Source organism: Streptomyces sp. NPDC030222, assembly GCF_055573115.1.
Genome location: NZ_JBVICA010000010.1, coordinates 33505 through 59356 on the forward strand (window position 1 = coordinate 33505; position 25852 = coordinate 59356).

A 25852-nucleotide genomic window follows, 5' to 3' on the forward strand; every position below is an offset into this window, starting at 1 on the left:
CCCGTGACACATTCCCTCGACCTCGACGACCTCGCACAGGTCCTCCCCGCGCAGACCGGCAGACTCCTCTTCGCCACGGTCTCCGGGGCCCACCTCTACGGCTTCCCCTCCGAGGACTCGGACGTGGACCTCCGCGGGGTCCATCTGCTGCCCGCCGCCGACCTCGTCGGGCTGCGCGAGCCGGAGGAGACCACGACCCGGATGTGGGAGCGGAACGGGGTCGAGCTGGATCTCGTCACCCACGACCTGCGGAAGTTCGTACGGCTGATGCTGCGCCGCAACGGCTATGTGCTGGAGCAGCTCCTGTCCCCGCTCGTCGTCACCACGACGGAGGCGCACGCCGAGCTGGTGGCGCTCGCCCCCGGCGTCCTCACGCGCCACCACGCCCACCACTACCGCGGGTTCGCCGCCACGCAATGGCGCCTGTTCGAGAAGACGGGTGAGCTGAAACCCCTCCTCTACACCTTCCGTGCCCTGCTGACCGGCATCCATCTGATGCGCAGCGGGGAGGTGCAGGCCCATCTGCCGACCCTCCTGGACGAGGCCGGCGCACCCGGCTACCTCCCGGAGCTGATCGCGGCCAAGGCGGAGGCGGAGCACGGCTCGGCGACCGGCCTCGACGAGGAGCGGATACGGACGGACATCCAGGCGCTGCACACGGTGCTGGACGAGTCCCGGGCCGGGTCCCGGCTGCCCGAGGAGGCCTCGGCGTTCGACGCCCTCGACCGGTTCGTGGTGGACACACGCCTGCTCACGGGGTGAGGAGCGGGTCCGTTGCGGGGGCGGATGCGCGGCGGACGCGGAGGAGGAAGTCCTCGACCCGGGCGCGGTCCGGCTCGGCCGGCAGCGGGGTGCGGGGGAGGGCGTCGTCGGCCTCCCGGTAGAGACTGGCACGCCGCCGCCCGGCGCTACCTCTTCAACAGCATGATCGGCCGGCTCTACCACTGCCTCCAGCAGAGCCATCGCCATGACGAGGCACTGGCCTTCCCAGCTCCACCCGACGAGGTGGGCACAGCGGCCGCATAACCAGAGGCCGTATCTGACCGGCAGCGATCGGGAGCATGCCTATCTGGGCAGGCGGCCCAACACAGCACGAAACCTCTCCCGCCCTGCGGTGACGCTCGCGTCCCACAGGCCTGAGCCGTCACCGCTCAGCGAGAGGGACTGGAGCCGTTGCTCCTCGGCGAGAAGGCTGGCACCGGCCACGTTCTGGTCCAGCATCCCCATCGCGGTGAGCGTCGCATGGCCGCAGGACACCGCGTCATCAGCGTTTCCCGAGCCGTGGGCCAGCAGGGCATACCGCAGGCAGAGGGCGGCGAAGAAGGCGTACGTGTCGGCGACATCGGTGATCCCCTCCTCGTTCGGCTGGAGCTCGGGGAAGCGCTCCAGCAGGCGTACGCGCTCGGCGGCGTCGGCGAGCGGCTGGTCGGCATGCCAAAGATCGCGTACGGACTCCGCATAGAAGTCCAGGTCGGCTTCCCGGCCCGGCACGCCCGCCCGCAGACCCACGAACAGTGGCGCCATGCGTTCGGCACAGGCGGCGACGTAGAGGCGGATCGCCTCACCGTTCCCCTCACGAAGCGCCTCCGCGACGGCCCCCTCCACCAGCGTCTCCACGTCCCACCCTCATCCCGTGCGAACAGATCGACAGGCTACACAGCGGCTTGGGGCCCGCAGCTCGAGAGCATTTCCAGGACCAGGCCGTGGGCGGTGAGGTGGTCGGCGAGCGCGGTGAGTTCGGCGGCGTCGCAACCGAGCCGCTTCATCTCGTACACGGTGAAGATGGCCCGGCAGTGCGGGGCGTGTGCCTTGACCTCCCGCGCGGTCCGAAGCGCCTCCTCGAAGCGGGGGCGGACTCGCACCCAGGTGCTGATCTTCTCGCTGAAGATCTTGTCCCGCGGGATGCCGTGCTTGCTGAGCGCGTCGAGCTGGGAGTCGAGTTCCTGTCCGAGGGACGAGCAGCGGGCGTACACGATGCGGATGTCCGCGCTCGGCAGGTCAGGGTCGATCGGCGCCGGCGGCGGGGTACCCGGCCGCCACAGTCGGCCCGGGCCGCGGTCGGCCGGGGTCGGCACGCGCAGTGCCTTCTTCAGCCGGGGCGGCATGGTGAAGCGGCGGGTGTGGTAGGCGGAGGCGACCGCGTCGCCGCGCGAGCGGCAGGGTGAGCCGGGCCGGACGTCACACTTCGGACAGACGTGCTACTCGACTTCGTCGGTGTCCGATCCGGCCGGTCAGGAAGGCTGCTGGGGGTCCGTCATGGGCCGGATTTTCGCACAATGCAAGTCTCAGAAGGGGGTCCGTCACGCTTTTGAGTGAGAACGGGTTCTGGGAACGAATCCGGGTTCGGCGGGGGTCCGGCGGCCCGTGATTGATCTTGCTGGCGCAAAGGACCGTTTGTGAGAGGAGGCCGAGTCTCGGTGCGTGTCGGTCTCCTGTCAGGTGTCGCACGCCGTTGTCACTGCCGGTCGAGGGCGGTGGCGACCTGGTCCATGACGTGCTGCCAGTGTGCCCGTTGCCTTTCGCGCTCTTCGGCGCTTGCCAGGTGTTCCTGGTGGAAGCGGAGCATCGTCCGGACTCCGTCGGATGCGGGGGTGAGGGCGACCTGGACCGTGGTGGTGCCGTGGGTGACGCGGATGCGGTCTGCGGGGTGGTAGCCGCGCACCTCGCCCGCCACTCCTTCGGTCGTCCGGTAGGGGGTGCCACGTTCCGGGGTGAGGACCGCGCCGGTGCCGAGCCAGAGGGCGATGCCTTCGGGGCTGCTGATGAAGTCCCAGACGATGGGCGCGGGGTGGGGCAGGGTGCGGGACACGCCGATCTGCCAGCCGGCGTCCTTGGTGAGTCCTGTGGGCATCGCGGTCATCCTTCCTCGGTGTGGCGGGCGCGCAGCGCCCTGACCTTGTGGCGGTTGCCGCAGTGCTCCATGGAGCACCAGCGGCGGCGGCCGGGGCGTGAGGTGTCGACGTAGACGAGGTGGCAGTCCTCGGCGGCGCAGGTGCGGATGCGGTGCGCGAAGGGGCCGGTCAGCAGCTCGACGGCGTCCCGGGCGACGGTGGCCACCAGGTGCGTGCCGCTGGGGCTCCCGGACCACTGCCGCTTCCCGGCCGGCGTGATGGCGGGCGCGAGGGCCGGACGGGCGGCTGCCTCGTTGATGGCCGCCAGGTCGCGGGGCGGGTGCGGCTCGCCGCGCGTGTGGGCGATGATCACCCGGAACAGTGCGTCGCGCAGCCCTCGCGCGTCGGCCACTTCCGCTTCGGAGATGTCCAGTGCGGGCGTCGGGGTCAGCCGCGACCGGTCCGCCCAGGCGGCCAGGTCGGCGGGCTCGTGCAGGACCTCGTACCGGCGGTAGGGGCCGGGGCCGCCGGTGGTCAGCAGTTCCAGGCACAGCGCGCCGGGGTCGAACCGGTAGGCGGCGCCGGTACGGGAGTGCAGCGTCAGCCCCGTGGTTGCGGAGGAGTCCATGTAACCAATATAACTGGTTACATGGCCTTGAGTTGGAAGCTTGTCATCGACAGCACGAACGCACCCGAACTCGCGGACTTCTGGGCTGCGGCCTTGGAGTACGAGGTAGAAGACCCCAGCGCTCTCATCGAGCAGCTGCTGGCCGCCGGCCGGATCGGCGAGGAGGCCGTCACCGAGCATCGCGGCCGCAAGACCTTCCGCGGCTATGCCGCGATCCGCCACCCCGAGGACCCGTTCGACGAGACCAGCGGCGTCGGCCGCGGGCGACGACTGCTCTTCCAGGACGTGCCCGAGGGCAAGATGGGCAAGAACCGCCTGCACCTCGACATCCACAGCGAACCCGGCGGCATCGACAAGCTGTTGACCAAGCTGGAAGACCTGGGGGCAACCCGCGTCCGGGAGGTGGACAAAGGGCCAGCCGGGCACTGGTGGATCATGCAGGACCCGGAGGGCAACGAGTTCTGCGTGGCGTAAGTCCGGCCCCGCTCCGCTGCGGAGCATCGGTTCTCCGGCACCGGGGGACGGGTCTCATACGCTGCTCAGGACGCCGATCCGGCCGTACCGTGCGGCGTCGGCCGTGGGGCCTTCGAGTCCGGCGCCGTGCGGGGGCCGGGCACGGTGCGGACGCCCTCGACCGGTTCGTGTTGGACACACGCCTGCTCACGGGGTGAGGAGCGGGTCCGTTGCGAGGGCGGATGCGCGGCGGACGCGGAGGAGGAAGTCCTCGACCCGGGCGCGGTCCGGCTCGGCCGGCAGCGGGGTGCGGGGGAGGGCGTCGTCGGCCTCCCGGTAGAGGCGGGACATCCAGGACTCGACCTCGGACCAGGGGACTTCGCCGCGCTTGACCGCGAGCAGGCGGGCACGCCCGTCGCCGACGTCGAGGACTAGACGGCCGGTGCGCAGCAGATCGCGGCAGCTTGTGAGCAGGCGCAGCAGGTGCATGGCGTGCTTCCAGCGGGGTGCGCCGTACTGGCGGACATCGGCTTCGAGCTTCTTGCGCTGGCCGAGGGCGTAGCGGGCGAAGGAGGTGTGGACCCGGCGGGACAGGAAGGCGTCCCGGAGGGCGAGGAGTTCACGGCCGGTCGCGTCGGCGTGCTCCACGAGCGGGGAGTGCAGGCACTCCAGGATGTTGGGGTTGGCGCGCAGGGCCAGTTCGCAGAAGCGCTCCAGCTCCCAGCTGAACTGCTCCGCGGCCGGCCCTTCCATATGCGTCGGGGGCTTGTCGAAGCGCCAGAACATCGGCGTCGGCGCGACGTACACGCCACGGCGGTCGGTGTCGCTGTCCTCCGTGGCCAGACCGAACGCCCGCGATCCCATGACGCACGCATAGACGGTGTGGTCACGGACCAGGGTCACGGCGTCGACTATCGGCGTGTGCATGCCGTGATTGTGCCCGGTCGGGCCGGCCGGATCGAGTCGCCCCGGACGGGCGGCTGCTACACCCAGGGAGCGAGCTCGACGGCCCTGCGGTCCTCGTCCCGCCGCACCTCCAGCACCCGCACCACGGCGGCGCGGTCGACCGGCCCGTACACATGGGGGAAGAGCGCGTCCTCGGTGCCCTCCCAGCGGATCTCGGCGTCCAGCGCCTCCTCCTCGACGGCGAGTACGAGGAGCGGGCCCGCCACGCCTCGGTAATGGGCATCGGCGATGGCGAGGGCCGTCTCCTCGTCACCCGAACAGTGCACGAAGCCCTCGGCGGACAGCGAGGGCGGGGCGTACGGGCGCCCGGGATCCGCAGCCCATTCGTCCAGCGGTACGACGTGGAAGATCATGCTCACGTTCTACCCCACCCGCGTGCGCCGCAGGATCCCGCCCGGTGGCGGCCCCCCGGGAGCTGAGCGACATTTGGCCCTGCTCCGGTGCGCTGCCGGACCTCGCACTCCGAAAGGGGCCGATCATGACGGGAAGCGACCTCGGCGGTCTTCCGGGCGGCCTCCTCCGCGGAGCCGGTGGAAGCGGCTCCGCCTCGGGCGGTGGAGACATCCTCGGATCCCTGCTCGGCGCTCTCGTGGGCGGCGGGAGCAGCGGTGGAGGGGGCAACCCCCTCGAAGGGCTCGTCGCCATCCTGGCCAAGTCGGGCCTGGGCGAGCAGGTCGCCTCCTGGGTGGGCACCGGGGAGAACCAGCAGGTCACCGGCGGGCAGATCACGGAGGCCCTTTCCGAGGAGACTCTCCGGCATGTCGCTGAACAGTCCGGCGTCAGCCCGCAGCAGGCTGCCGACGAGATCGCCCGGAAACTCCCCGTGGCCGTGGACCAGCTGACCCCGGACGGCCGGATCCCTCAGGGCGCCTCACCGGAGGAGATCATCCGGCAGCAGCAGATCTGACCCACCCGGGCCGACTGCGCGCCGGGCGACGTATCCCCGCGGGGACTGGGACTCACGCCCGGCGGAGTGGTTCCTACGTCGACCGGAGAGTGCCGGCCGCCCGCCATGTCCACGCAGCGGCGGCCGCCCGTCTCGGAGGGCGGCCGCCGCACTCGTACGCCCGGTGGCTACCCCCTACGCTGATCACAGCACTCGCAGGTAAGGAGCACAACGTGGCGGTACGAGCGGTCCGAGGCGCCGTCCAGCTGGAGCGGGACGATGCCGGCCACATGGAAGAGCAGGTGGGAGCCCTGCTCACCGCGGTCCTGGAACGCAACGGCCTGACGTCCGACGATCTGATCAGCGTCTGGTTCACGGCCACGCCCGACCTGCGCAGCGACTTCCCCGCCGCAGCGGCGCGCAAGCTCGGGATCGTCGACGTCCCCCTGATCTGCGCGCAGGAGCTCGACGTCGCCGGGGCGATGCCGCGCGTCGTCCGTGTCCTCGCGCACATCGAGACCGGACGGGCCAAGTCGGAGATCTCGCACGTCTACCTCGGTGCCGCGGCCGCCCTGCGCAAGGACATCGCCCAGTGAGAACCGCACTCGTCATCGGAACCGGACTGATCGGCACCTCCGCCGCGCTCGCCCTCGCCGGACGCGGCGTCGACGTCCACCTCGCCGACCACGACCCCGCCCGGGCCCGCACCGCAGCCGCGCTCGGCGCCGGCACGGACCAGGCCCCCGAGGGCAGGGTCGACCTCGCCGTGATCGCCGTACCGCCGTCCCACGTGGCCGGCACGCTCGCCGATGCCATGCGCCGTGGGATCGCCCGCGGCTACCTCGACGTCGCCAGTGTGAAGGGCGGGCCGCGCCGGGAGCTGGAGGCCGCGGGCCTGGACCTCACCGCGTACATCGGTACGCACCCGATGGCCGGCAAGGAACGCTCGGGGCCGCTCGCCGCCACCGCCGACCTCTTCGAGGGCCGCCCCTGGGTCCTCACGCCCACCCGGGACACGGACACCGAGGTGCTCAACCTCGCCCTGGAACTCGTCGCGCTGTGCCGTGCCGTGCCCGTGGTCATGGACGCCGACGCCCACGACCGGGCCGTCGCGCTGGTCTCGCACACCCCGCAGCTCGTCTCCTCGATGGTCGCGGCCCGGCTGGAGGAGGCCGAAGAGAGCGCCGTACGGCTCTGCGGGCAGGGCATCAGGGACGTGACCCGGATCGCAGCGTCGGACCCGCGGATGTGGGTGGAGATCCTCTCCGCGAACCCCGGACCCGTCGCCGACGTGCTCGCCGGCGTCGCCGCCGACCTGGACGCGACGGTCCGCGCCCTGCGCGCCCTGGAGTCCTCCGACGAGGGCAGGCGCCGGGACGGAGCCGAGGGCATCGAGGACGTGCTGCGCCGCGGCAACGCCGGCCGGACCCGCGTGCCCGGCAAGCACGGCGCGGCGCCCGCCACGTACGAGGTCGTCGCCGTGCTCATCGGCGACCACCCGGGCGAGCTGGCCCGCATCTTCGCCGACGCCGGACGTGCCGGCGTCAACATCGAGGACGTGCGCATCGAGCACGCCACCGGGCAGCAGGCCGGCCTCGTCCAGATCATGGTCGAACCGGCCGCCGCGCCCGTCCTCAGCGCCGCCCTTCGCGAGCAGGGGTGGTCGATCCGCCAGTAGGTCCGTCCTCGTGGTGGGTCCGTCCTCGCATCGGGTCCGTTGCAGCAGGCCGGTCCTGGCCGACGCCGGGCCGGGGCGGCGGCGGTTTCCTGCTGACGGAGGTCCGCCCCGGCGTCGGGTGGGGGCGATCCGCGGTCGCCTGTGCGCCCGGTCGACTGCTGCCCGGCCGCCCCTTGCCCGGCCGCTCCTTCCTGGTCGTCGGCCCGCCCTCGGCCGACTGCGGGACCGGCTGGGTGGGGTGCTGCTGCCGGAACGACCCGCTACCGCCGGGGACGAGCTGCCCGGCGCGGGCCGCCGTGGCGGCAGCGAGCTTCCGGGAGCGGCGGCCCGGCCGGCCCGGCCGCCGGGCAGCCCGCAGCCGCGGGCCGGAGCGCTACGGAGAGTCGGTAACCTTGTGTGGGGCCGACCGCTTCGCCCCGCACACCCCGAGCACCAGGAAGGTGTCCACCACCGTGGAATCCGTGATCGTCGCCATCGACGGCCCCTCCGGCACGGGCAAGTCCAGCACTTCCAAGGCCGTGGCCGCCAAGCTCGGTCTGAGCTACCTGGACACCGGCGCCCAGTACCGGGCGATCACCTGGTGGATGATCACCAACGGTGTCGACACGGACGACGCCGCCGCCGTGGCCATCGCCTCCGGCAAGCCGGTCATCGTCTCCGGTACCGATCCGTCGGCCCCGACGATCACGGCCGACGGCGTGGACGTCGCAGGCCCGATCCGCACCCAGGAGGTCACCTCCAAGGTGAGCGCGGTCAGCGCGGTGCCCGAGGTCCGCGCGGTGATCACCGACCTCCAGCGGTCCATCGCGGCCGCCGCCGCGAACGGCATAGTCGTCGAGGGCCGCGACATCGGGACGACCGTCCTGCCGGACGCCGACGTCAAGATCTTCCTCACGGCCTCCGCGGAGGCCCGTGCCGCCCGCCGCAACGGCGAGCTGAAGGGCACCCAGGCGACGGGACTCGCCGCCACCAAGGCCGCGCTCATCCAGCGGGACGCCGCCGACTCGGGCCGCAAGACCTCCCCGCTCGCCAAGGCCGACGACGCCATCGAGGTGGACACCACCGAGCTGACCCTCGAGCAGGTCGTCGAGTGCGTCGTCACCCTCGTCGAGGAGCGGCGGACCGCGTGACGGACGTTCCCTCCGAGAAGGGTGCCGCGGTCGGCCGGGGCATAGGGATCGGGCTGATGCACTCCCTGTGGAGGCCGCGCGTCCTCGGCGCCTGGCGGGTCCCGGCCTCCGGTCCGGTGATCTTCGCCGTCAACCACTCGCACAACATCGACGGCCCGATACTGATGGGCACCGCGCCTCGGCCCGTGCACTTCCTGATCAAGAAGGAGGCGTTCGTCGGACCCCTGGGCCGGTTCCTGACCGGAATCGGTCAGCTGAAGGTGGACCGCACGAGCGCCGACCGAACCGCCGTCACCAGCGCCCTCGGCGTGCTGGAGAACGGCGGCGTCCTCGGGATCTTCCCCGAGGGCACCCGGGGCGAGGGCGACTTCGCCTCGCTGCGCGCCGGACTCGCCTACTTCGCCGTACGGTCCGGGGCGCCGATCGTCCCGGTCGCCGTCCTCGGCAGCACCGAGCGCAAGGGCCGGCTCATATCCGCCCTGCCGCCGCTGCGCAGCCGGGTGGACGTCGTCTTCGGCGACGCCTTCGAGGCGGGCGACGGCAGTGGCAGGCGTACACGCAAAGCGCTGGACGAGGCCACGCTGCGCATCCAGGAGCACCTCACCGCCCACCTGGAAAACGCCAGGCGCCTCACCGGGCGCTAGGCGAGACTCAACAGTAGTGAGCCCACGCTCACCGATCACCACGAACGACGAGGAACGGACTTCATGAACGACCAGCACGACCACGGGGCACTTGGCGACGCCGAGTACGCGGAGTTCATGGAGCTCGCCGCGGGGGAGGGCTTCGACCTCGAGGACGTCGAAGGCGCGATCGAGGAGGCCGGTCACGGCCCGCTGCCCGTCCTCGCCGTCGTCGGCCGGCCGAACGTCGGCAAGTCGACCCTGGTCAACCGCATCATCGGCCGTCGTGAGGCGGTCGTCGAGGACAAGCCCGGAGTGACGCGCGACCGCGTCACCTACGAGGCCGAGTGGGCCGGCCGCCGCTTCAAGGTCGTCGACACCGGCGGCTGGGAGCAGGACGTGCTCGGCATCGACGCGTCCGTCGCCGCCCAGGCCGAGTTCGCGATCGACGCCGCCGACGCGGTGGTCTTCGTCGTGGACGCCACCGTCGGCGCGACCGACACCGACGAGGCCGTCGTCAAGCTGCTACGCCGAGCCGGCAAGCCGGTGGTGCTGGCGGCCAACAAGGTCGACGGACCGTCCGGTGAGGCCGACGCCGCGATGCTGTGGTCGCTGGGCCTCGGCGAGCCCTTCCCGGTCTCCGCGCTGCACGGCCGTGGTACCGGCGACCTCCTCGACGAGGTGCTGAAGGCCCTGCCGGAAGCGCCCGAGCAGACGTTCGGCGCCGCGGTGGGCGGTCCCCGCCGCGTCGCCCTCATCGGCCGTCCGAACGTCGGCAAGTCCTCGCTGCTGAACAAGGTCGCAGGCGAGGAGCGCGTCGTCGTCAACGAACTGGCCGGGACCACCCGCGACCCGGTCGACGAGCTCATCGAACTCGGCGGCCAGACCTGGAAGTTCGTCGACACGGCCGGTATCCGGAAGCGGGTCCACCTCCAGGAGGGCGCCGACTACTACGCCTCGCTGCGGACCGCGGCCGCCGTCGAGAAGGCCGAGGTCGCGGTGGTCCTGATCGACACCACCGAGTCCATCAGCGTCCAGGACCAGCGGATCATCACCATGGCCGTCGAGGCGGGGCGTGCGCTGGTGATCGCGTACAACAAGTGGGACACCCTCGACGAGGAGCGCCGCTACTACCTGGAGCGCGAGATCGAGACCGAGATGCAGCAGGTCTCGTGGGCGCCCCGGGTGAACGTGTCGGCCCGGACCGGGCGGCACATGGAGAAGCTCGTTCCGGCCATCGAGACGGCGCTGGCGGGCTGGGAGACCCGGGTGCCGACGGGGCGGCTGAACGCCTTCCTCGGCGAGCTGGTCGCCGCGCACCCGCACCCGATCCGCGGCGGCAAGCAGCCGCGGATCCTGTTCGGGACGCAGGCCGGCACCAAGCCCCCGCGGTTCGTCCTCTTCGCGTCCGGCTTCCTGGAGCACGGCTACCGGCGTTTCGTGGAGCGTCGGCTGCGCGAGGAGTTCGGGTTCGAGGGCACCCCGATCCACATCTCGGTGCGGGTACGGGAGAAGCGCGGCAAGAAGAAGTAGCCGCAGGCCGTCGGCCGGTGGCGGGCCTGTGCCAAGGCGCCGGCCGAGCACCACGGGAGAGCGGCGGGAGAGAGAACAGAAGCCGCCGGGGTCAGCTGCCCCGGCGCGGAGCGGGCGGCAGCGCCGCCGGGAGCGGACGCCCCGGGTGCTGCCGCCCGCTGCTGTTCCACGAGCCGGACTCGCCGTGCTGGCCGCCGTACCCGGAACTTGCGACGTATCCCGCGTTCTGCCAGCCGCGGCCGGCATGGTGGACGGTGCCGAAGCCGTGGAAGCGGAGCTGTTCCTCCCCCGTCCGGTCGCCCGGCAGGGCGCGGAACGCACGGCGGTACTCGGAGTACAGCGCGTCGTAGATCGGGGTGGGGGAGGAGGAGCTGACCGTCGTCTCGTGCGAGGGACGCATGGAGGGGATCGAGCTCTGGTACGGCTGGCGGGCGGGGTCGTATGAGTGCACGTAGGTGCCAACGACCCCGTCGCCCGCGGGATGCGGTCTGTACCGAGATATCACGGTCCGCGGGTACCCCGGGCCCGTGGCGCTGACGAACCGCGTCCACTGCGGCGGGCCTTCGCTCAGGTGCCCGCCAGCGGCATGGCGGCGGCCACCAGCACGCCGCGCGCCGCCGCCTGGTCCAGGGCGTCCCGCAGCAGGTCCTCCCGGGACTGCTGGCCGATCGTGCCGACCGGTGCGCAGTAGACCAGGACCGTCTTCGACTTGTTGGCCGCGGCACGCCAGCCGTCGGTCACGTGGAGCGGCTGGTGGGCCTGCCACCAGGAGACCGGGCCGCCGACGCCGGGCTGCAGGATCGCGTGCAGCTGCCCCATGGCCAGCAGGACCGACCAGCCGCGCAGCACGCCGGGCAGCTTGTCCACGTGGGGGACCGGCGAGAAGCCCTGCTCGACGAGCAGCGGCAGGAACTCGTCGTGCGCGGCGAAGGAACCGGGGCGGGAGATCGGGGCGGTCGGTTCGACCACCAACGCCGGGTGCAGATCGCCCTCCACCAGCACCAGGCCGCTCGTCACACCGAGCACCGCCTGTTCGGCGGGGGCGCTCGGCACCGGGTCGTAGCCCGAGCCCGTGATGCTGCGGACGGCACCCTGGAGCTGCTCCTCGGAGACCTTGACGACCTGCGACGGGATGCAGGTGGCGTGGGCGAACGCGAGGACCGCGGTCTCCTCGCCCACGAACAGCACCGTGCTGGTCCGCTCCTGCTGGGAGTCGCCCTGAGTGCGGCAGGAGGTGCAGTCGTAGGTGCCCGGGGCACTGTCCCCGGCGAGCAGCCGGTCGGCTTCTTCGTCGCCGATCTCGGCGCGTACGTCCTGACTGACGTCGAGCATGCGCGGCACGGGTGACTCCTCGAACTAGGTGCGTGAGCCGGGCTGTTCCCGGCTCGTACCGATGACAACGGGGGATCTGTGGGCGGAGTCACGCGCGCAGGCGAACGGAATCGAACCAATGGGCGCGCAGGGTGAACTCGGCGGCGGAAGATGTCACTCCGTGTCAACAACGGCAAGCTGCACGGTGTTTCGGGGGGTGAGCTCGAACACAGGTCGCACGCACGGCAGGTCGATATATGCCGAAATCCATGGATCAAAGGGGTGGCCGAAAGTTGCTGATACCGGCGGTAATCGTCAACTGGCCTGCGGAAAGGGGCGTTTGGTTGAGTCGCGGGCAATGTGCTGCCTAGATTCCTCGGCCGTGTGCAACGAGCACCGCCCGGAACGCCCGCCACCTCCCGTCGGCCCGGCAGCACCATCGCCGGACCGGGAGCGGAGACCAGCACCACCAGCACGACCCCCGGCGGGGCGGGGCGGTACGGGCCCATGGCGCCGGACGCGCCAAGGGGCGTACCGCCCAAGGGACTTTCCGGGTCCTCCGAAAGGAAAGAGATGCCTTCGAGTTCCCGTACGGCCACCCTTGTCGCCGCCTCCCTGGTGGCGCCTCTGGCCCTCCTCGCCGCCACCGCGGGCGACGCCGCCGCGGCCGACGCAGGAGTGTGGGACCGCATCGCCCGCTGCGAAAGCGGCGGGAACTGGCACATCAACACCGGCAATGGTTACTACGGCGGACTGCAGTTCTCCGCCGCCACCTGGCGCGCGTACGGCGGGGGCGCCTACGCGGCGACCGCCGACCGGGCGACCAAGTCGCAGCAGATCGCCGTCGCCACCAAGGTGCAGCGCGCCCAGGGCTGGGGCGCCTGGCCGACCTGCGCGGCACGGGCGGGGGCATCCGGCCCGGCGCCCGACATCGCCGAGGCACCGGCGAAGCCCGCCAAGCCCTGGACGCCGCCTGCCAAGCCCTGGAAGCCCGTCAGGCCGGCGAAGCCCGCCGGGGCCACCGGGTCCGCCACGGCCGCCGCGGGTTCGTCCGTGAAGAAGTCCGCGGCCGCCGCCTCCGCCGCGCGGACGGCCGCCGAGCAGCGCGCCTCCGCGCGCACCGACCGCGGTACGTCCCGTGGGACGTACACCGTCCGGCACGGTGACACACTGAGCGGCATCGCCGCCGCCCACGGCACCCGATGGCAGGACCTCCACACCGCCAACCGCGAGGTCATCGGTGCCGACGCCGACGTCATCCGGCCCGGTCAGAGGCTGGCCGTCTGAACCGACCGAACCCGCCCCACCCGGTCGGCCGACCGGGTGGGGCGGGGCCGTCGCGTCCGCGCGGCGCCCGTGCCGCCCCGGCCCCCGGTGCCAGTGTCGGCCGATGCCGACAGACCGCCACGGACCGGCCCCGCTGATCGCCGCACTGCTCGTCCTCGTACCCCTGGGGGCGCAGACCGCGGCGGCGCATGCCCCGCCGACGGGCGAGCGTGGGGTCTCCGTCACCCGTGCGGCCGCCACCCCCGCCTGTGCCACCGACCAATGGCCCTGGGGCTGCCTCGCCTTCTGCGAGAGCGCCGGGAACTGGCACATCAACACCGGCAACGGCTTCTACGGCGGCCTCCAGTTCCGGAACGCGACCTGGATCGAGCACGGCGGCCTCGCCTACGCCGGGCGCGCCGATCTCGCCACCCGCCCCCAGCAGATCACCGTCGGCGAACGCGTCGCCGCCCGGCAGGGCTGGCGGGCCTGGCCCACCTGCTCCAGGCGCTACGGGCTCTCGGGCCGTGCCCACTTCGTGAAGCCCGGCGAGACGCTCGCAGCCGTCAGCCGCCGCTACCGGATCCCCGGCGGCTGGCGGGCCCTCCACACGGCCAACCGCATGGCCATCGGCCCCGACCCGGATCTCATCCACCCGGGTGCGATGCTCACCCTCCCACCCGGCTCCGCGTCCCCGATCGCACGGAGCTGAGCCGCCCGCGCCTGCCCGGCCGCGGTCGCTTCGCTTGACCGCTCCGCCCGACCCGTTTGCGTGCCGTCTGCACCAAGCCCGCGCCTGCTCTGCCCGGTACTGCCGCGCGCTGCCCGTGCGCCCCGCACGCGACGCCTGCGCTCCTGCGCCGTGCCCTCCGCCCGGACGGATCGCCGCACGCCTCGTCGCGTCGGCCCGCCCCCCGGGACAGCGGCCGCCCATGTGCCCCCGCATCACCGCAACGGCGTACCGCACGGTGCCCCGTCGTGCCTCCGTGGCCGGACCCCGGTCCCGACGGCGGGTCAGTCCAAGTGGTGACCCGGGCTGATCCATTGCAGGATGCCCGCAGGGATACGCCCTCCGACCGTCGAGCCGCCCGGCTCGCTCCGACACCTGGTGGTGAGCCATGGTTTCTGTGAGACGTCCGCGCACCGCCGTATGGGCCGCCGCCACGGTGCTGGTGCTGATGCCCACGGCGGTGGGGTGTGCGGACGGCGGCGGTGACGGCGGCACCGGGACGGCCAGCCCGACGGCGGTCGTGCCGCCGGCGGAGGCGGCCGAAGGGACGGGGGACAGGCCCTCCGACCCCGCCGCGGCCGAGGAGGAGATCGAGCAGAACTGGGTGGCGTTCTTCGACGGGGACACGCCCACCGACGAGAAGGTCGGCCTGCTGGAGAACGGCGAGCAGCTGCGCCCGGCCCTCCTCCTCTTCGGCGCCGACGAGCGGTCGGCGCAGACGTCCGCCGATGTGAAGGAGGTGACGTTCACGTCGGCCACCGGGGCGGACGTCACCTACGACCTGGTGGTCTCGGGCGTCAAGGCGCTGCCCGACGCGAAGGGGGACGCGGTGCTCCAGGACGGCACCTGGAAGGTCTCCACGAAGACGCTGTGCACGCTGGTGGAGATGAGCGGCAACGGCCGGACGGCGCTGCCGGGTTGCTGACACCACCGGATCCCCGGCACCGGACGGTCCGGGCCCAACCCCCGGGAGGCGGGACCGAATCGGGACGACGTTCCCCAACCGCCGTACCGCCCCTGAAACGGCCGGGTCACACCCACGGGGTACAGTCCAGGGCGACCACGGGGGAGCACAACGTCCAGAGGACGAGCTGGGGGACACGGCGACGCATGCACATCTCTTTCCTGCTGCACAACGCGTACGGCATCGGAGGCACCATACGGAGCACCTTCACGCTCGCCGGCACTCTCGCCGAGCAGCACGACGTGGAGATCGTGTCCGTGTTCCGGCACCGCGACGAACCCCTGCTGGTCGCCCCGGAGGGTGTACGGCTCGGTCACCTCGTCGACATCCGCCGGAACACCCCGGGCTACGAGGGGGACGCTCCCGAACACGCCCGGCCCGCCAGGGTGTTCCCCCGCGGAGACGGCCGCCACCCGCAGTACAGCAGCCTCACCGACGCCCGGATCGGTGCGCATCTCCGGTCGCTGGAGGCCGATGTCGTCGTCGGCACCCGGCCCGGGCTCAACGTCCACATCACCCGGCAGACCCGGCGCGGCCTCGTCCGCGTCGGCCAGGAGCACCTCACCCTGGGCAGCCACGGCTACCGTCTGCGCCGCGAACTGGACCACTGCTATCCGCTGCTGGACGCGATCACGACCGTCACGAAGGCCGACGCGCGCGCCTACCGCCGGCTGGGCCTGCCGGGGGTGCGGATAGAAGCCGTGTCGAACAGCGTGCCGGCCCCGTCGCTCCCGCCCGGCGACGGCACCGGGAAGTGGATCGTCGCGGCCGGTCGGCTCACCCGCATCAAACGCTACGACCTGCTCGTCCGGGCCTTCGCCGACGTGGTGGCGGAACACCCCGACTGGGGCCTGCGGATATTCGGCGCCGGTGACTCCACCGGCAACGAGAAGGAGGCACTGCGGTCCCTCATTCACGAACTCGGTCTGCACAACCGGGTGTTCCTGATGGGCCCCGCGAGCCCGCTGGAGCCGGAGTGGGTCAAGGGCTCGGTCGCCGCCGTCACCTCCGACCACGAGTCGTTCGGCATGACCATCGTCGAGGCCATGCGCTGCGGGGTGCCGGTCGTGTCGACGGACTGCCCGAACGGGCCGCGCGAGATCATCGAGGACGGTGTCGACGGCCGTCTCGTCCCCATGGGGGACGTCGGCGCGATCGCGAGGGCGCTCGGGGAGCTCGTCGGCGACGCGGCGCTGCGGCAGCGGATGGGTCGCGCCGCGCTCCGGAACGCGGCCCGCTTCGATCCCGCCCGCGTCGCCGAGCGCCACGAGGCGCTGTTCACCGAACTGCTGGCGCGTGGCGCGGGCTCCCGCTCGTACGGACCGCTGCGCGAATCCCTGCACCGCACCCGCAGCGGCGTCCTCGACGGGGCTCATGCGCTGCGGCAGAAGGCCGTCTCCGTGCTCCGGAAGGGACAGACCGCATGACCGCCCCCACTCCCGACGCGCCGGCTCCGCGCGCGGACTGCACGGCCGACTCGGCCGGCGGGCTGACCTTCGACATCACGGCCACGGCGGTCGGCGACGCGGCGCTGGTGCTCAGACGGCGCGGCGGGAAGGCGCCGCAGGACGAGATGCGGCTGCCGCTCACGCCCACGGACGCGGGCCGGCTGCGCGCGGTGCTGCCGAGCACCGTGGAGCTGGCCGAAGGCCACTGGGACGCCTGTGCCGACTGGGGTGACGGGGCCGATCACCGCATCGAGCCGGGCGTCGGCGACCTGCGCAGCCTGGTGGACCGCACACCGGAGCCGGACCACCCGCGGATCGTGGTGCGCATCCCGTGTGCCGCCCGCGAGGGCACCCTGGTGGTCCGCAGCTGGGTGCGCGAACCGCACGCCGAGGCCGGCGACATCGCCTTCGGCGACGGCGAGCTGACCGTCACCGGCAGGCTGTACGGGGCCGTGCCGGGCGACCGGGCGTCCGTCGAGGTGCGGCAGTTCCGCAAGCGCGGCGAGAGCCCCTCGTTCCATGTCCCGGTGACGGGCGGGGACGACCGGTTCTCGTTCACGGTGCCGTACGGGGCGCTGGACGAGGACCGCGGAGAGGAGCACCGGTCCTGGTTCCTGTGGCTGCACCCCGACGAGGGCGCACCCGGCATCAAGGTGTCCCGGATCCTCGACGACGTCGCCGACAAACAGGACGTCTTCGTGTACCCCGCCCAGCCCGTCCCCGGCAGCCCCCGGTCCGTGGTCCGCCCGTACTACAACGGTGACAACGATTTCGCGCTGTGGACCGGGAACGCGATATGAGCCCCCGGGGGGCTTGAGGACCGTGCCCGTCCTCGACGGCTGGCAGACTCGGTTCCATGCTGGAGACCTCGGCACGACTGCTGCGCCTGCTGTCCCTGTTGCAGGCCCACCGCGAATGGTCCGGCGCCGAACTGGCCGACCGGCTCGGCGTCACCCCGCGCACCGTACGGCGTGACGTCGACCGGCTCCGCGAACTCGGCTACCCGGTGCACTCCAGTCCGGGCACCGGCGGCGGCTACCAGCTGGGCAAGGGGGCGCAGCTGCCGCCCCTGCTCCTGGACGACGAGGAGGCCGTGGCGGTCGCGGTCGGACTGCGCACCGCCGCGGGGCACGGCATCGAGGGCATCGGGGAGACGTCCGTACGGGCTCTCGCCAAACTGGAGCAGGTGCTGCCGGACCGGCTGCGCCGCCGGGTCGGGGCGCTCAACGGTTTCACCGTGCCGATGCTGCGCGGCGGACCCCGGTCCCGGGTGGACGCCTCCGTGCTGACCGAGCTGGCCAACGCCTGCCGGGACAGCGAGCGGCTGCGCTTCGAGTACCGCGATCATGACGGGGCCGCGACCCGCAGGACCGTCGAACCGCACCGCCTGGTGTGCACGGAGCACCGCTGGTACCTGGTCGCCTGGGACCTGGACCGCTCCGACTGGCGGACCTTCCGGGCCGACCGGATCGTGCCCAGGCCGCCGCACGGTCCGCGTTTCGCGCCGCGTACCCCGCCCGCCGAGGACCTCGCCGCCTATGTGTCGCGGGGCGTCTCCACCGGCGCCTACTCGGCATGCGCGGTGATCAGGCTCCAGGCGTCCGCCGAGGAGGCCGCGCAGCTGATCGGCCCCTCCGACGGGGTGCTGGAGCCCGACGGCCCGGACCGCTGTCTGCTGCGCACGGGGGCCGCGTCGCTCGATGTCCTGGTCATCCACGTGATGCTGATGGGACTCGATTTCGAGGTGGTCGAGCCGCCCGAACTGACCGCGCACATCAGGGTGCTGAGGGACCGTCTGTCCCGGGCGCTGGACGCCCCCGGCTGATCTCGTCGTGCGGAGCCTCCGGAACGGCCGGCCTCAGGGCCGCGAACTCGGGGTGGTGCAGATCGAAGGCGGGCGACTCGGACCGGACCCTCGGCAGGGCGGTGAAGTTGTGCCGGGGCGGCGGGCAGGAGGTCGCCCACTCCAGTGAGCGGCCGAACCCCCAGGGATCGTCGACGGTCACCTTCTCGCCGTACCTGTGGGTCTTCCAGACGTTGTAGAGGAACGGCAGCGTCGACATGCCCAGCAGGAACGACCCGATCGTCGAGACCGTGTTGAGCGTGGTGAACCCGTCTGCCGCCAGGTAGTCCGCGTACCGGCGCGGCATGCCCTCGGCGCCCAGCCAGTGCTGCACCAGGAACGTGATGTGGAACCCCACGAAGAGGGTCCAGAAGTGGATGCGTCCCAGCCGCTCGTCGAGCATCCTGCCGGTGAACTTCGGCCACCAGAAGTAGAAGCCGGCGAAGGTCGCGAAGGCGACCGTGCCGAAGACCGTGTAGTGGAAGTGGGCCACCACGAAGTAGCTGTCGTTGGTGGGGAAGTCCATCGGCGGCGAGGCCAGGATGACCCCGGTCAGCCCGCCGAGCAGGAAGCTCACCAGGAAGCCGATGGACCACAGCATGGGGGTCTCGAACGACAGCGAGCCGTTCAGCATCGTGCCGGTCCAGTTGAAGAACTTCACCCCGGTCGGGACGGCGATCAGGAACGACAGCATGGAGAAGAACGGCAGCAACACCGCGCCCGTGACGAACATATGGTGCGCCCACACCACCACCGACAGTCCGGTGATCGCCATAGTGGCGCCCACGAGGGTCACATAGCCGAAGATCGGCTTGCGGGAGAACACCGGGATGATCTCGGTGACGATGCCGAAGAACGGCAGCGCGATGATGTACACCTCGGGGTGGCCGAAGAACCAGAAGAGGTGCTGCCACAGCAGCGCCCCGCCGAACTCCGCCTCGAACACCACCGCGCCGAACCGCCGGTCCGCCTCCAGGACCAGCAGTGCCGCGGCGAGCACCGGGAACGCCATCAGCACCAGGATCGTGGTGAACAGGATGTTCCACGTGAAGATGGGCAGCCGGAACATCGTCATCCCCGGCGCCCGCATCCCGATGATCGTGACCAGGAAGTTCACCGACGTGAGGATCGTGCCGAAGCCGGAGAGCGCCAGCCCCATGATCCACAGGTCGGCGCCGAGACCGGGGGAGCGTTCGAGACTGTTCAGCGGCGCGTAGGCGGTCCAGCCGAACGAGGCGGGCCCGGTCGGCTGGAGCAGCGAGCCCAGCACCATCAGGCCGCCGAAGAGGAACAGCCAGTACGAGAACATGTTCAGCCGCGGGAAGGCCACGTCGGGTGCCCCGATCTGCAGCGGCACGATCTCGTTGGCGAAGCCCGCGAAGGTCGGCGTCGCGAACAGCAGCAGCATGATCGTGCCGTGCAGGGTGAACGCCTGGTTGAACGAGTTGTTCGACATCAGCTGGAGGCCCGGCCGGGCCAGCTCGGCACGCATCAGCATCGCCATCAGCCCGGCGATCAGGAAGAAGACGAACGAGGTGATCAGGTAGAGGTGCCCGATCTTCTTGTGATCGGTGGTGGTGATCCAGTCCAGTGCCACCCGGCCCGGTGTCCGGGCACGCGGCGGGCGCCCCGCGGCCGGCTCCGCCGCCGTCTCCGTCCCCATCACTGCTCCCTCGGGTTGCGCGGCCCGGGCCCCGCCGACGGGCCGGCGGGGGCCGTCGTGCGCGCGGCCGGGCCGGTGCGACGGAGTGGGTCCGCGCCGGAAACCGGGGCGCTTCGGCGGCCTGCTCGCGCCGTGCGGATCATGTGACGGACCGGTGAATTCCCTATGGGCCGCCAGAGCATGACGGTACATCGGGAGCAAGGAATTCCAAGGCCGCTCCACGGGCGTGCCGTGGGGAATTCGGCGGGGATTTCCGGGCATCCGCGGAAGGGTGCGGAATAGCGCTGGAACGGGCCGGGAACTGCCCGTTCGGGTGACGTTGTTCGAAGGGTACGGGTGTCATGATCCTGTGACACAAGTGTGACCAGTGGCGGACGTGACCATGCGCGGAACCCATCCCTCCGGCCCTTCCGTCACCCTCCGGGGCCGCCTACGGTGACTCCATGCCACCGAATCCGACCCCGTCCCAGCCCGACGACATCCCCGCCTCCTATGTGGGCCTCGACGCCGAGGAGGCCGAACGGCGGGCCCGCGCCCGCGGCTGGACCACGGTGCGCAGCCTGCCGCCCGGCGCGATCATCACCCTCGAGTTCCTGGAGGGCCGGATCAACTTCGAGGTCGACGGCGGGGCCGTGACCCGCTGCTGGCCCGGCTGAGCCCCTGGGAGGCCCCGGCGGGCCTGTGCACCGGCCAGGGGGACGGGCGTCGGCGCACCCCTGGTCCGGCTCCGCCCGTGAGCGGCCCCGTCCCCGGCGCCCGGCCCGGCCCGCGCGCCCCGCACCCGTAACGCCCGCATCCCGTACTCGACTCGCGGGCCCGCACCCGTACCAGCACGACAAAGGCCCCGACGGTTCCATGAGCTCAGGTTCCAGGAGCCGGCGGGGCCTTCGGCGTCGCGTCGGGTCAGCCGCCGGGCACCACCCGGGGCTGCCCCGCACCGCGCGCCGCACGGTCGGAGTGCTGGGCCCGTCTGCCGCCCACCGGGGCGAGCGGTGCACGCTCCGGCCGGCCGGCGTGCGCACGCGGAGCGGAGTGCTTCGTGTGGGCGGCGTGCGGGGCGGTCCGGGCGGCCGCGGGACGCGCCGGGGCCCCGGCGCGCACCGGCTCCGCGGCCGGAACGGCCTCCTCGGCGGGCCGCCGCTGCGCCGTTATCACCGGACGCGGAGCGGCCGGGGCGACGGGGACCGGCAGCGCCGGGACGGCGCCGCGGCTGCGCGCACGCCACAGTTCGCGCATCGCGAAGATCCATGCCTCGGTCCGGCCGATCACCGGCTCGAACCAGGGCAGGGCCAGCAGGATCAGCAGCCCGGCGGCCCAGCCGAGCAGCACGTCGCTCAGCCAGTGCGTACCGAGGTAGACCGTGGTCGCGCCCACGCCGAGCGCGACGACCGCCGACAGCACCGACAGGCGGCGCCGGGCCTTCGGAGTGGTCGCCAGATACGACAGGATGCCCCAGGTGACCACGGCGTTCGCGGTGTGGCCCGAAGGAAATATGTCGCCGCCGGCGAACATCTCGGCCGAGCCGATCTCCGTCGCGTAGTGCGGGCCGAGGCGGCCCAGACCCAGCTTGACCGAACCGACCGTCACGTTCAGCAGCAGCAGCGACGCACCGAGCACCAGCAGCGGGCGCAGCGTGTGCTGCCGCCAGGAGCGCCATCCCAGCCAGGCCGCCACCATCACGGCGGTGGGCCCGCGCTGGCCCAGCACCACGAAGTAGTCGAGCGTGGCGTGGATCGCCGGCCACTGCTCGTACGGCCGGAAGAGCATGACCTTCCAGTCCAGGGTCACCAGCCAGGAGGTGGTCAGCACGGCGACGACGATGGCCGCGTAGAAGGCCAGCGTCGAGCCGAAGAGGACCTGGCGGGTACGGCTCATCCGCGGGATCTCTATCTTCGGCGGCTCCAGCTCCCGGTCCAGCCGGGCGAAGATTCCATCGGTACGCACGTCAATCGACGTTACAGCGAGTGAGTGTGCGGCCCTGCCGATCCCGGCTGTTCGTGATGACCATGTGATGTGGAGTATGTCTCACGCCACCGGTTATTCATGGGTCGATGCGAATTGCAAGTGACCTTGGCCTCTTTTCTTTCCCCGGCGTGTCGGGAAGGGTGTTTCCGTACCACGTAATTGCCTCCAGGCTCCGCCGTTCCGGGAATTCCCGGGCGATAAGGTGCGACGCCGGTGCGCTCCGGAACCGCCGCCCGCGGGTCCGGTACGTGGCGCACGCCACACGCCGTCGCGCGCCGCCATGGGTGGTGGACCACACGTCGGTGCTCTGAACTCGCGTACGCTGGCGATTCACTCGCCAGGCGATGCCGGGCCCGCGGACGACCGACTCCCGCAGGCCTGCCGGGCGCGAGCGAATCGACCGGTGCCGACTCGCGGGGGGCCCGTACCGGGCGCACCCCACGAGGGTGCCGCCCAGGGAGCGGGTGTCACTCCGCGGGGCAGGCCCAGCAGCGGGAGGTACATGCATGACAGGGACGACCACGGCCGGCTCACGACCGTCCTTGGGCGCCCCCCGGCGGCACGAGGGATCCGGCGGTGCCAACCGCTGGGTCGTGCTCGTCGTCCTCTGCGTCAGTCTGCTGCTCGTCGCCCTCGATGCGACGGTGCTCCACGTCGCCATCCCCGCGGTCACCGAGGACCTCCGGCCGAGCGCGATAGCACTGCTGTGGATCGTCGACGCCTATCCGCTGATCTGCGCCTCCCTGCTGATCCTGTTCGGCACGCTCGGCGACCGGGTCGGACGCCGCAGGGTGCTGCTGCTGGGCTACGGGCTCTTCGGGGTGGCCTCCGCCGTCGCCGCGCTCGCCCGGAGCCCCGAGATCCTGATCGCGGCCCGCGCCCTGCTCGGGGTGGGCGGCGCGATGATCATGCCTGCCACCCTGTCGATCCTTCGCCAGGTGTTCCCCGACCGGCGGGAGCGGGCCACGGCCATCGGCATCTGGACCGCCGTGGCGGCGGTGGGCGCCGCGACCGGACCGGTCCTCGGCGGCTTCCTCATCGAGCACTTCTGGTGGGGCTCGGTCTTCCTCGTCAACATTCCGCTGATGGCGGTCATCCTGCCGGTCGGCCGGTGGCTGCTGCCCGAGTCCAGGGGCGACGGCAACGGGCCCTGGGACGTGCTCGGTGCCCTCATGGCCGCGGCCGGTGTGCTCGGGATGGTCCTCGGCGTCAAGCGCCTCGGCGGCGGCCACACGCTCCTCGACGCCTCCACCTCGTGCTCGCTGTCCGTCGGAGCCGTCCTGCTCGTCCTCTTCGTACGGCGCCAGAAGCGCCGCGAGCATCCGCTGATCGACATCGCGATGTTCACCAGGACCGCCTTCGCGACGTCCGTCGGCTGCATCGTGCTGGCCATGCTGGCGCTGGTGGGACTCGAACTGATCGCCGTCCAGTACCTCCAGCTCGTCCTGGACCTCAGCCCGCTGGAGACCGGGCTGCGGCTGCTGCCGCTCACCTTCGCCGCCATGGCGGCCGGGGCGACCGGATCGTTCACGCTGCGGCGGCTCGGCCCCCGCACGATGGTGTCGCTGGGCTTCGTGCTCACCGCGGCCGCCGTGCTCTGCCTGACCCTGATGGGGCAGAACGACCGCCCGGCACTGCTCACCTCCGGCTTCGTGCTGCTCGGCTTCGGCCTCCAGACGACCCTCTTCGCGGCGTACGAGTCGATGCTCAGCGAGGCACCCGCGGACCGCGCAGGCGGGGCCGCGGCGATCGGCGAGACCTCGTACCAGCTGGGCGCGGGCCTCGGCATCGCACTGCTCGGCAGTGTCATGAACGCCGCCTACGCCCCCGGGCTCTCCTCCGCCCCCGGGGTGCCGCAGGCCGCGGCCGCGGCCGCGGCCCGCTCGCTCGGCGAGGCGTACCAGGTCGCGGAGCGGCTCGGCGGACCGGTCGGCGCGGCGCTGCGCACCGCGGCCCGTCACTCCTTCGTCCACGGCCTCCACGTCACCCTGCTGGTGAGCGCAGGACTGCTGCTGCTCGGCGCGGTGGCCGCGCTGAGGCTGCCGAAGGCCATGGAGTCCGACACCGACTCCGGGAGCGAGGGGCCCGGGACGGCTGCCGACGTGGCACTCCCGGAGGCCCGGCGGGCCCCGGGCACCGTGCCCTCCCAGGCCGGACGCGACCGGACCGGCGGCGGGGCGGGCGCGGCCCCGGGCGCCGGGCACCGGGCCGGGACCGCGGGTCTCCCCGGCGCCGCGCCGGCGTCCCCGGTGCACCACGGCGCGACGACGGAGCCGGAGGACCGCGGACATGAGCCCGGGACCGACGGCCCGGCCGGTGCCGTCGGCCGGGACGGTACGGGCCGCCGGGACGGCGGCGGGGAGGGGACCCGTTCCCGGGAAGACGGCCCGGACGAGGGCGGTGCCGCGACGGCCGGCCGGCATATGGCGGACGAGTCGCTTCCGATCACGGTGCGGCTGACCGCGCCGGCCCCCCTGCGGGCTGCCGGTACGACCCGGTCTGGACGGGCGGCACACTGAGCCGTAACGTCGCCCCGAGCCGTTACTACCACTGCTAGTTTTCGTGTGGTCCGCCACGGCCGGGGCACCCTCCGGCCGGGCACAGCCCGCGTGAGAGCCGCCGGAGGTCCCGCCGCATGTCCGCAACGCCGTCGTCGAAGCTGCCGCCGTTCGACCCCGCCGACCCCCTCGGTATCGACGATCTCCTGAGCCCCGAGGACCTCGCGATCCGCGACACCGTCCGGTCGTGGGCGGCCGACCGCGTGCTGCCGCACATCGCCGAGTGGTACGAGAAGGGTGAGCTTCCCGGCATCCGCGAGCTGACCCGCGAGCTCGGCTCCATCGGAGCGCTCGGCATGTCGCTGTCCGGCTACGGCTGCGCGGGCGCCACCGCGGTCCAGTACGGACTGGCCTGCCTGGAGTTGGAGGCCGCCGACTCCGGCATCCGCTCCCTCGTCTCCGTGCAAGGGTCGCTCGCCATGTACGCGATCCACCGCTTCGGCTCGGAGGAGCAGAAGCAGCGCTGGCTGCCGGGCATGGCGGCCGGCGAGATCATCGGCTGCTTCGCCCTCACCGAGCCCGACCACGGTTCCGACCCCGCGGGCATGCGCGCCCACGCCAAGCGGGACGGCGGCGACTGGGTGCTCAGCGGCCGCAAGATGTGGATCACCAACGGTTCCGTCGCCGGGGTCGCGGTGGTCTGGGCGCAGACCGACGAGGGCGTCCGCGGCTTCGCCGTGCCGACCGACACCCCCGGCTTCTCCGCGCCCGAGATCAAGCACAAGTGGTCCCTGCGGGCCTCGGTCACCAGCGAACTGGTCATGGACGAGGTGCGGCTGCCCGGAGACGCGGCACTCCCGGGGGTGACCGGACTCCGCGGACCGCTCAGCTGCCTGAACCACGCGCGGTACGGGATCGTGTGGGGTGCCATGGGCGCAGCACGGTCCAGTTTCGAGTCGGCCCTGGAGTACTCCCGGACACGCGAGCAGTTCGACCGGCCCATCGGGGGCTTCCAGCTCACCCAGGCCAAGCTGGCCGACATGGCGGTCGAACTGCACAAGGGAATCCTGCTGGCCCACCACCTCGGCCGCCGGATGGATGCCGGAACGCTCCGCCCCGAGCAGGTGAGCCTCGGAAAGCTGAACAATGTGCGTGAGGCGATCGAGATCTGCCGCACCTCACGCACGATCCTCGGTGCCAACGGCATCTCGCTGGAGTACCCGGTGATGCGCCACGCGACCAACCTCGAATCGGTGCTCACCTACGAGGGAACCGTCGAGATGCACCAGCTGGTGCTGGGCAAGGCACTCACCGGTATCGACGCCTTCCGGTGACACGCCCTGTTCCGGGGACAGGACCGCGGCGAGCGCCTTCCGCCCACCCGGCGTGCGGCGGTGGCCGTGGTCCGGTGCGCGGCAGCGAGCGGCGGTGAGCGG

27 protein-coding genes and 1 pseudogene are annotated in these 25852 nt (G+C 72.1%); 17 read left to right on the forward strand and 11 right to left on the reverse strand.

Going from position 1 to position 25852, the window contains the following annotated elements:
• The first annotated feature begins 3 nt into the window (after positions 1 to 3).
• On the forward strand, positions 4 to 762 hold the full coding sequence (locus ACZ4Z5_RS16390) for a nucleotidyltransferase domain-containing protein (RefSeq protein ID WP_468262715.1): 759 nt from the start codon (positions 4 to 6) through the stop codon (positions 760 to 762).
• 303 nt (positions 763 to 1065) lie between these two features.
• Here ACZ4Z5_RS16390 and ACZ4Z5_RS16395 read toward each other — a convergent pair whose 3' ends face one another.
• The 5 genes and pseudogenes from ACZ4Z5_RS16395 to ACZ4Z5_RS16415 form a co-directional block, all read right to left on the reverse strand.
• A complete protein-coding gene (locus ACZ4Z5_RS16395; RefSeq protein ID WP_468262718.1) occupies positions 1066 to 1617 on the reverse strand; it encodes a hypothetical protein in 552 nt (183 codons plus the stop codon).
• 35 nt (positions 1618 to 1652) lie between these two features.
• Positions 1653 to 2075 (reverse strand): recombinase family protein, encoded by a 423-nt coding sequence (locus tag ACZ4Z5_RS16400; RefSeq protein WP_468262721.1) that lies wholly within the window; start codon positions 2073 to 2075, stop codon positions 1653 to 1655.
• Between the two features lie 9 nt (positions 2076 to 2084).
• A pseudogene (locus ACZ4Z5_RS16405) lies at positions 2085 to 2180 on the reverse strand (zinc finger domain-containing protein); the annotation flags it as partial.
• A 275-nt stretch (positions 2181 to 2455) separates the two neighbouring features.
• Positions 2456 to 2851 carry an SRPBCC family protein gene (locus tag ACZ4Z5_RS16410; protein ID WP_468262724.1) on the reverse strand — a complete coding sequence of 132 codons (396 nt, stop codon included), beginning with the start codon at positions 2849 to 2851 and terminating at the stop codon, positions 2456 to 2458.
• Between the two features lie 5 nt (positions 2852 to 2856).
• A complete protein-coding gene (locus ACZ4Z5_RS16415; protein WP_468262726.1) occupies positions 2857 to 3459 on the reverse strand; it encodes a CGNR zinc finger domain-containing protein in 603 nt (200 codons plus the stop codon).
• A gap of 21 nt (positions 3460 to 3480) precedes the next feature.
• Between ACZ4Z5_RS16415 and ACZ4Z5_RS16420 the strand changes: the two genes are divergently transcribed.
• Positions 3481 to 3933, forward strand: a complete 453-nt coding sequence (locus ACZ4Z5_RS16420) for a VOC family protein (RefSeq protein WP_468262728.1) — start codon at positions 3481 to 3483, stop codon at positions 3931 to 3933.
• A gap of 186 nt (positions 3934 to 4119) precedes the next feature.
• Here the strand turns inward: ACZ4Z5_RS16420 and ACZ4Z5_RS16425 are convergent, their stop codons facing one another.
• A complete protein-coding gene (locus tag ACZ4Z5_RS16425) occupies positions 4120 to 4839 on the reverse strand; it encodes a nucleotidyltransferase domain-containing protein (protein ID WP_468262731.1) in 720 nt (239 codons plus the stop codon).
• Positions 4840 to 4895: 56 nt separating this feature from the next.
• Entirely contained in the window at positions 4896 to 5231 is a 336-nt protein-coding gene (locus tag ACZ4Z5_RS16430) for a DUF952 domain-containing protein (RefSeq protein WP_468262733.1), read from the reverse strand.
• Positions 5232 to 5356: 125 nt separating this feature from the next.
• Between ACZ4Z5_RS16430 and ACZ4Z5_RS16435 the strand changes: the two genes are divergently transcribed.
• The 6 genes from ACZ4Z5_RS16435 (at position 5357) to der (ending at position 10728) form a co-directional block, all read left to right on the forward strand.
• The gene (locus ACZ4Z5_RS16435; protein ID WP_468262736.1) at positions 5357 to 5785 is read left to right on the forward strand and encodes a YidB family protein; all 429 of its coding nucleotides are present in this window, start codon (positions 5357 to 5359) and stop codon (positions 5783 to 5785) included.
• 212 nt (positions 5786 to 5997) lie between these two features.
• Positions 5998 to 6360: a chorismate mutase gene (aroH, locus tag ACZ4Z5_RS16440; protein ID WP_468262739.1), complete on the forward strand. Its 363-nt coding sequence runs from the start codon at positions 5998 to 6000 to the stop codon at positions 6358 to 6360.
• Positions 6357 to 7442, forward strand: coding sequence for a prephenate dehydrogenase (locus ACZ4Z5_RS16445; protein WP_468262742.1), 1086 nt, complete (start codon positions 6357 to 6359; stop codon positions 7440 to 7442). Before aroH ends, ACZ4Z5_RS16445 begins: the two co-directional genes overlap by 4 nt.
• Before the next feature lie 440 nt (positions 7443 to 7882).
• Positions 7883 to 8572, forward strand: coding sequence for a (d)CMP kinase (gene cmk / locus ACZ4Z5_RS16450; protein WP_468262745.1), 690 nt, complete (start codon positions 7883 to 7885; stop codon positions 8570 to 8572).
• Positions 8573 to 8628: 56 nt separating this feature from the next.
• On the forward strand, positions 8629 to 9216 hold the full coding sequence (locus tag ACZ4Z5_RS16455; protein WP_468263222.1) for a lysophospholipid acyltransferase family protein: 588 nt from the start codon (positions 8629 to 8631) through the stop codon (positions 9214 to 9216).
• A gap of 63 nt (positions 9217 to 9279) precedes the next feature.
• Complete coding sequence (gene der, locus ACZ4Z5_RS16460) at positions 9280 to 10728, forward strand: ribosome biogenesis GTPase Der (protein WP_468262747.1); 1449 nt, start codon at positions 9280 to 9282, stop codon at positions 10726 to 10728.
• Between the two features lie 91 nt (positions 10729 to 10819).
• On the opposite strand, the gene ACZ4Z5_RS16465 is transcribed toward der, so the two are convergent.
• The gene (locus ACZ4Z5_RS16465; protein ID WP_468262750.1) at positions 10820 to 11128 is read right to left on the reverse strand and encodes a hypothetical protein; all 309 of its coding nucleotides are present in this window, start codon (positions 11126 to 11128) and stop codon (positions 10820 to 10822) included.
• 167 nt (positions 11129 to 11295) lie between these two features.
• The gene (locus tag ACZ4Z5_RS16470) at positions 11296 to 12069 is read right to left on the reverse strand and encodes a hypothetical protein (RefSeq protein ID WP_468262753.1); all 774 of its coding nucleotides are present in this window, start codon (positions 12067 to 12069) and stop codon (positions 11296 to 11298) included.
• A 543-nt stretch (positions 12070 to 12612) separates the two neighbouring features.
• Between ACZ4Z5_RS16470 and ACZ4Z5_RS16475 the strand changes: the two genes are divergently transcribed.
• The 6 genes from ACZ4Z5_RS16475 to ACZ4Z5_RS16500 all read left to right on the forward strand — a co-directional run bounded on the left by ACZ4Z5_RS16475 (position 12613) and on the right by ACZ4Z5_RS16500 (position 18272).
• A complete protein-coding gene (locus tag ACZ4Z5_RS16475; RefSeq protein ID WP_468262756.1) occupies positions 12613 to 13326 on the forward strand; it encodes a transglycosylase family protein in 714 nt (237 codons plus the stop codon).
• Positions 13327 to 13429: 103 nt separating this feature from the next.
• On the forward strand, positions 13430 to 14017 hold the full coding sequence (locus ACZ4Z5_RS16480; protein WP_468262759.1) for a transglycosylase family protein: 588 nt from the start codon (positions 13430 to 13432) through the stop codon (positions 14015 to 14017).
• 406 nt (positions 14018 to 14423) lie between these two features.
• Entirely contained in the window at positions 14424 to 14960 is a 537-nt protein-coding gene (locus ACZ4Z5_RS16485) for an MTB12 C-terminal domain-containing protein (protein ID WP_468262761.1), read from the forward strand.
• Between the two features lie 185 nt (positions 14961 to 15145).
• On the forward strand, positions 15146 to 16426 hold the full coding sequence (locus ACZ4Z5_RS16490; RefSeq protein WP_468262763.1) for a glycosyltransferase family 4 protein: 1281 nt from the start codon (positions 15146 to 15148) through the stop codon (positions 16424 to 16426).
• Positions 16423 to 17247 carry a hypothetical protein gene (locus ACZ4Z5_RS16495; protein WP_468262766.1) on the forward strand — a complete coding sequence of 275 codons (825 nt, stop codon included), beginning with the start codon at positions 16423 to 16425 and terminating at the stop codon, positions 17245 to 17247. The genes ACZ4Z5_RS16490 and ACZ4Z5_RS16495 overlap by 4 nt, the downstream gene beginning before the upstream one ends.
• Positions 17248 to 17303: 56 nt before the next feature.
• A complete protein-coding gene (locus ACZ4Z5_RS16500) occupies positions 17304 to 18272 on the forward strand; it encodes a helix-turn-helix transcriptional regulator (RefSeq protein WP_468262769.1) in 969 nt (322 codons plus the stop codon).
• Here the strand turns inward: ACZ4Z5_RS16500 and ctaD are convergent.
• Entirely contained in the window at positions 18223 to 19953 is a 1731-nt protein-coding gene (gene ctaD, locus ACZ4Z5_RS16505; protein ID WP_468262772.1) for an aa3-type cytochrome oxidase subunit I, read from the reverse strand. The genes ACZ4Z5_RS16500 and ctaD overlap by 50 nt on opposite strands.
• 443 nt (positions 19954 to 20396) lie before the next feature.
• Between ctaD and ACZ4Z5_RS16510 the strand changes: the two genes are divergently transcribed.
• Positions 20397 to 20609, forward strand: coding sequence for an I78 family peptidase inhibitor (locus tag ACZ4Z5_RS16510; RefSeq protein ID WP_468262775.1), 213 nt, complete (start codon positions 20397 to 20399; stop codon positions 20607 to 20609).
• Between the two features lie 247 nt (positions 20610 to 20856).
• On the opposite strand, the gene ACZ4Z5_RS16515 is transcribed toward ACZ4Z5_RS16510, so the two are convergent.
• A complete protein-coding gene (locus ACZ4Z5_RS16515) occupies positions 20857 to 21897 on the reverse strand; it encodes a phosphatase PAP2 family protein (RefSeq protein WP_468262777.1) in 1041 nt (346 codons plus the stop codon).
• A gap of 527 nt (positions 21898 to 22424) precedes the next feature.
• Between ACZ4Z5_RS16515 and ACZ4Z5_RS16520 the strand changes: the two genes are divergently transcribed.
• Positions 22425 to 24437, forward strand: a complete 2013-nt coding sequence (locus ACZ4Z5_RS16520) for an MFS transporter (protein WP_468262780.1) — start codon at positions 22425 to 22427, stop codon at positions 24435 to 24437.
• A 116-nt stretch (positions 24438 to 24553) separates the two neighbouring features.
• On the forward strand, positions 24554 to 25750 hold the full coding sequence (locus ACZ4Z5_RS16525; protein WP_468262782.1) for an acyl-CoA dehydrogenase family protein: 1197 nt from the start codon (positions 24554 to 24556) through the stop codon (positions 25748 to 25750).
• The last annotated feature ends 102 nt before the right edge of the window (positions 25751 to 25852 follow it).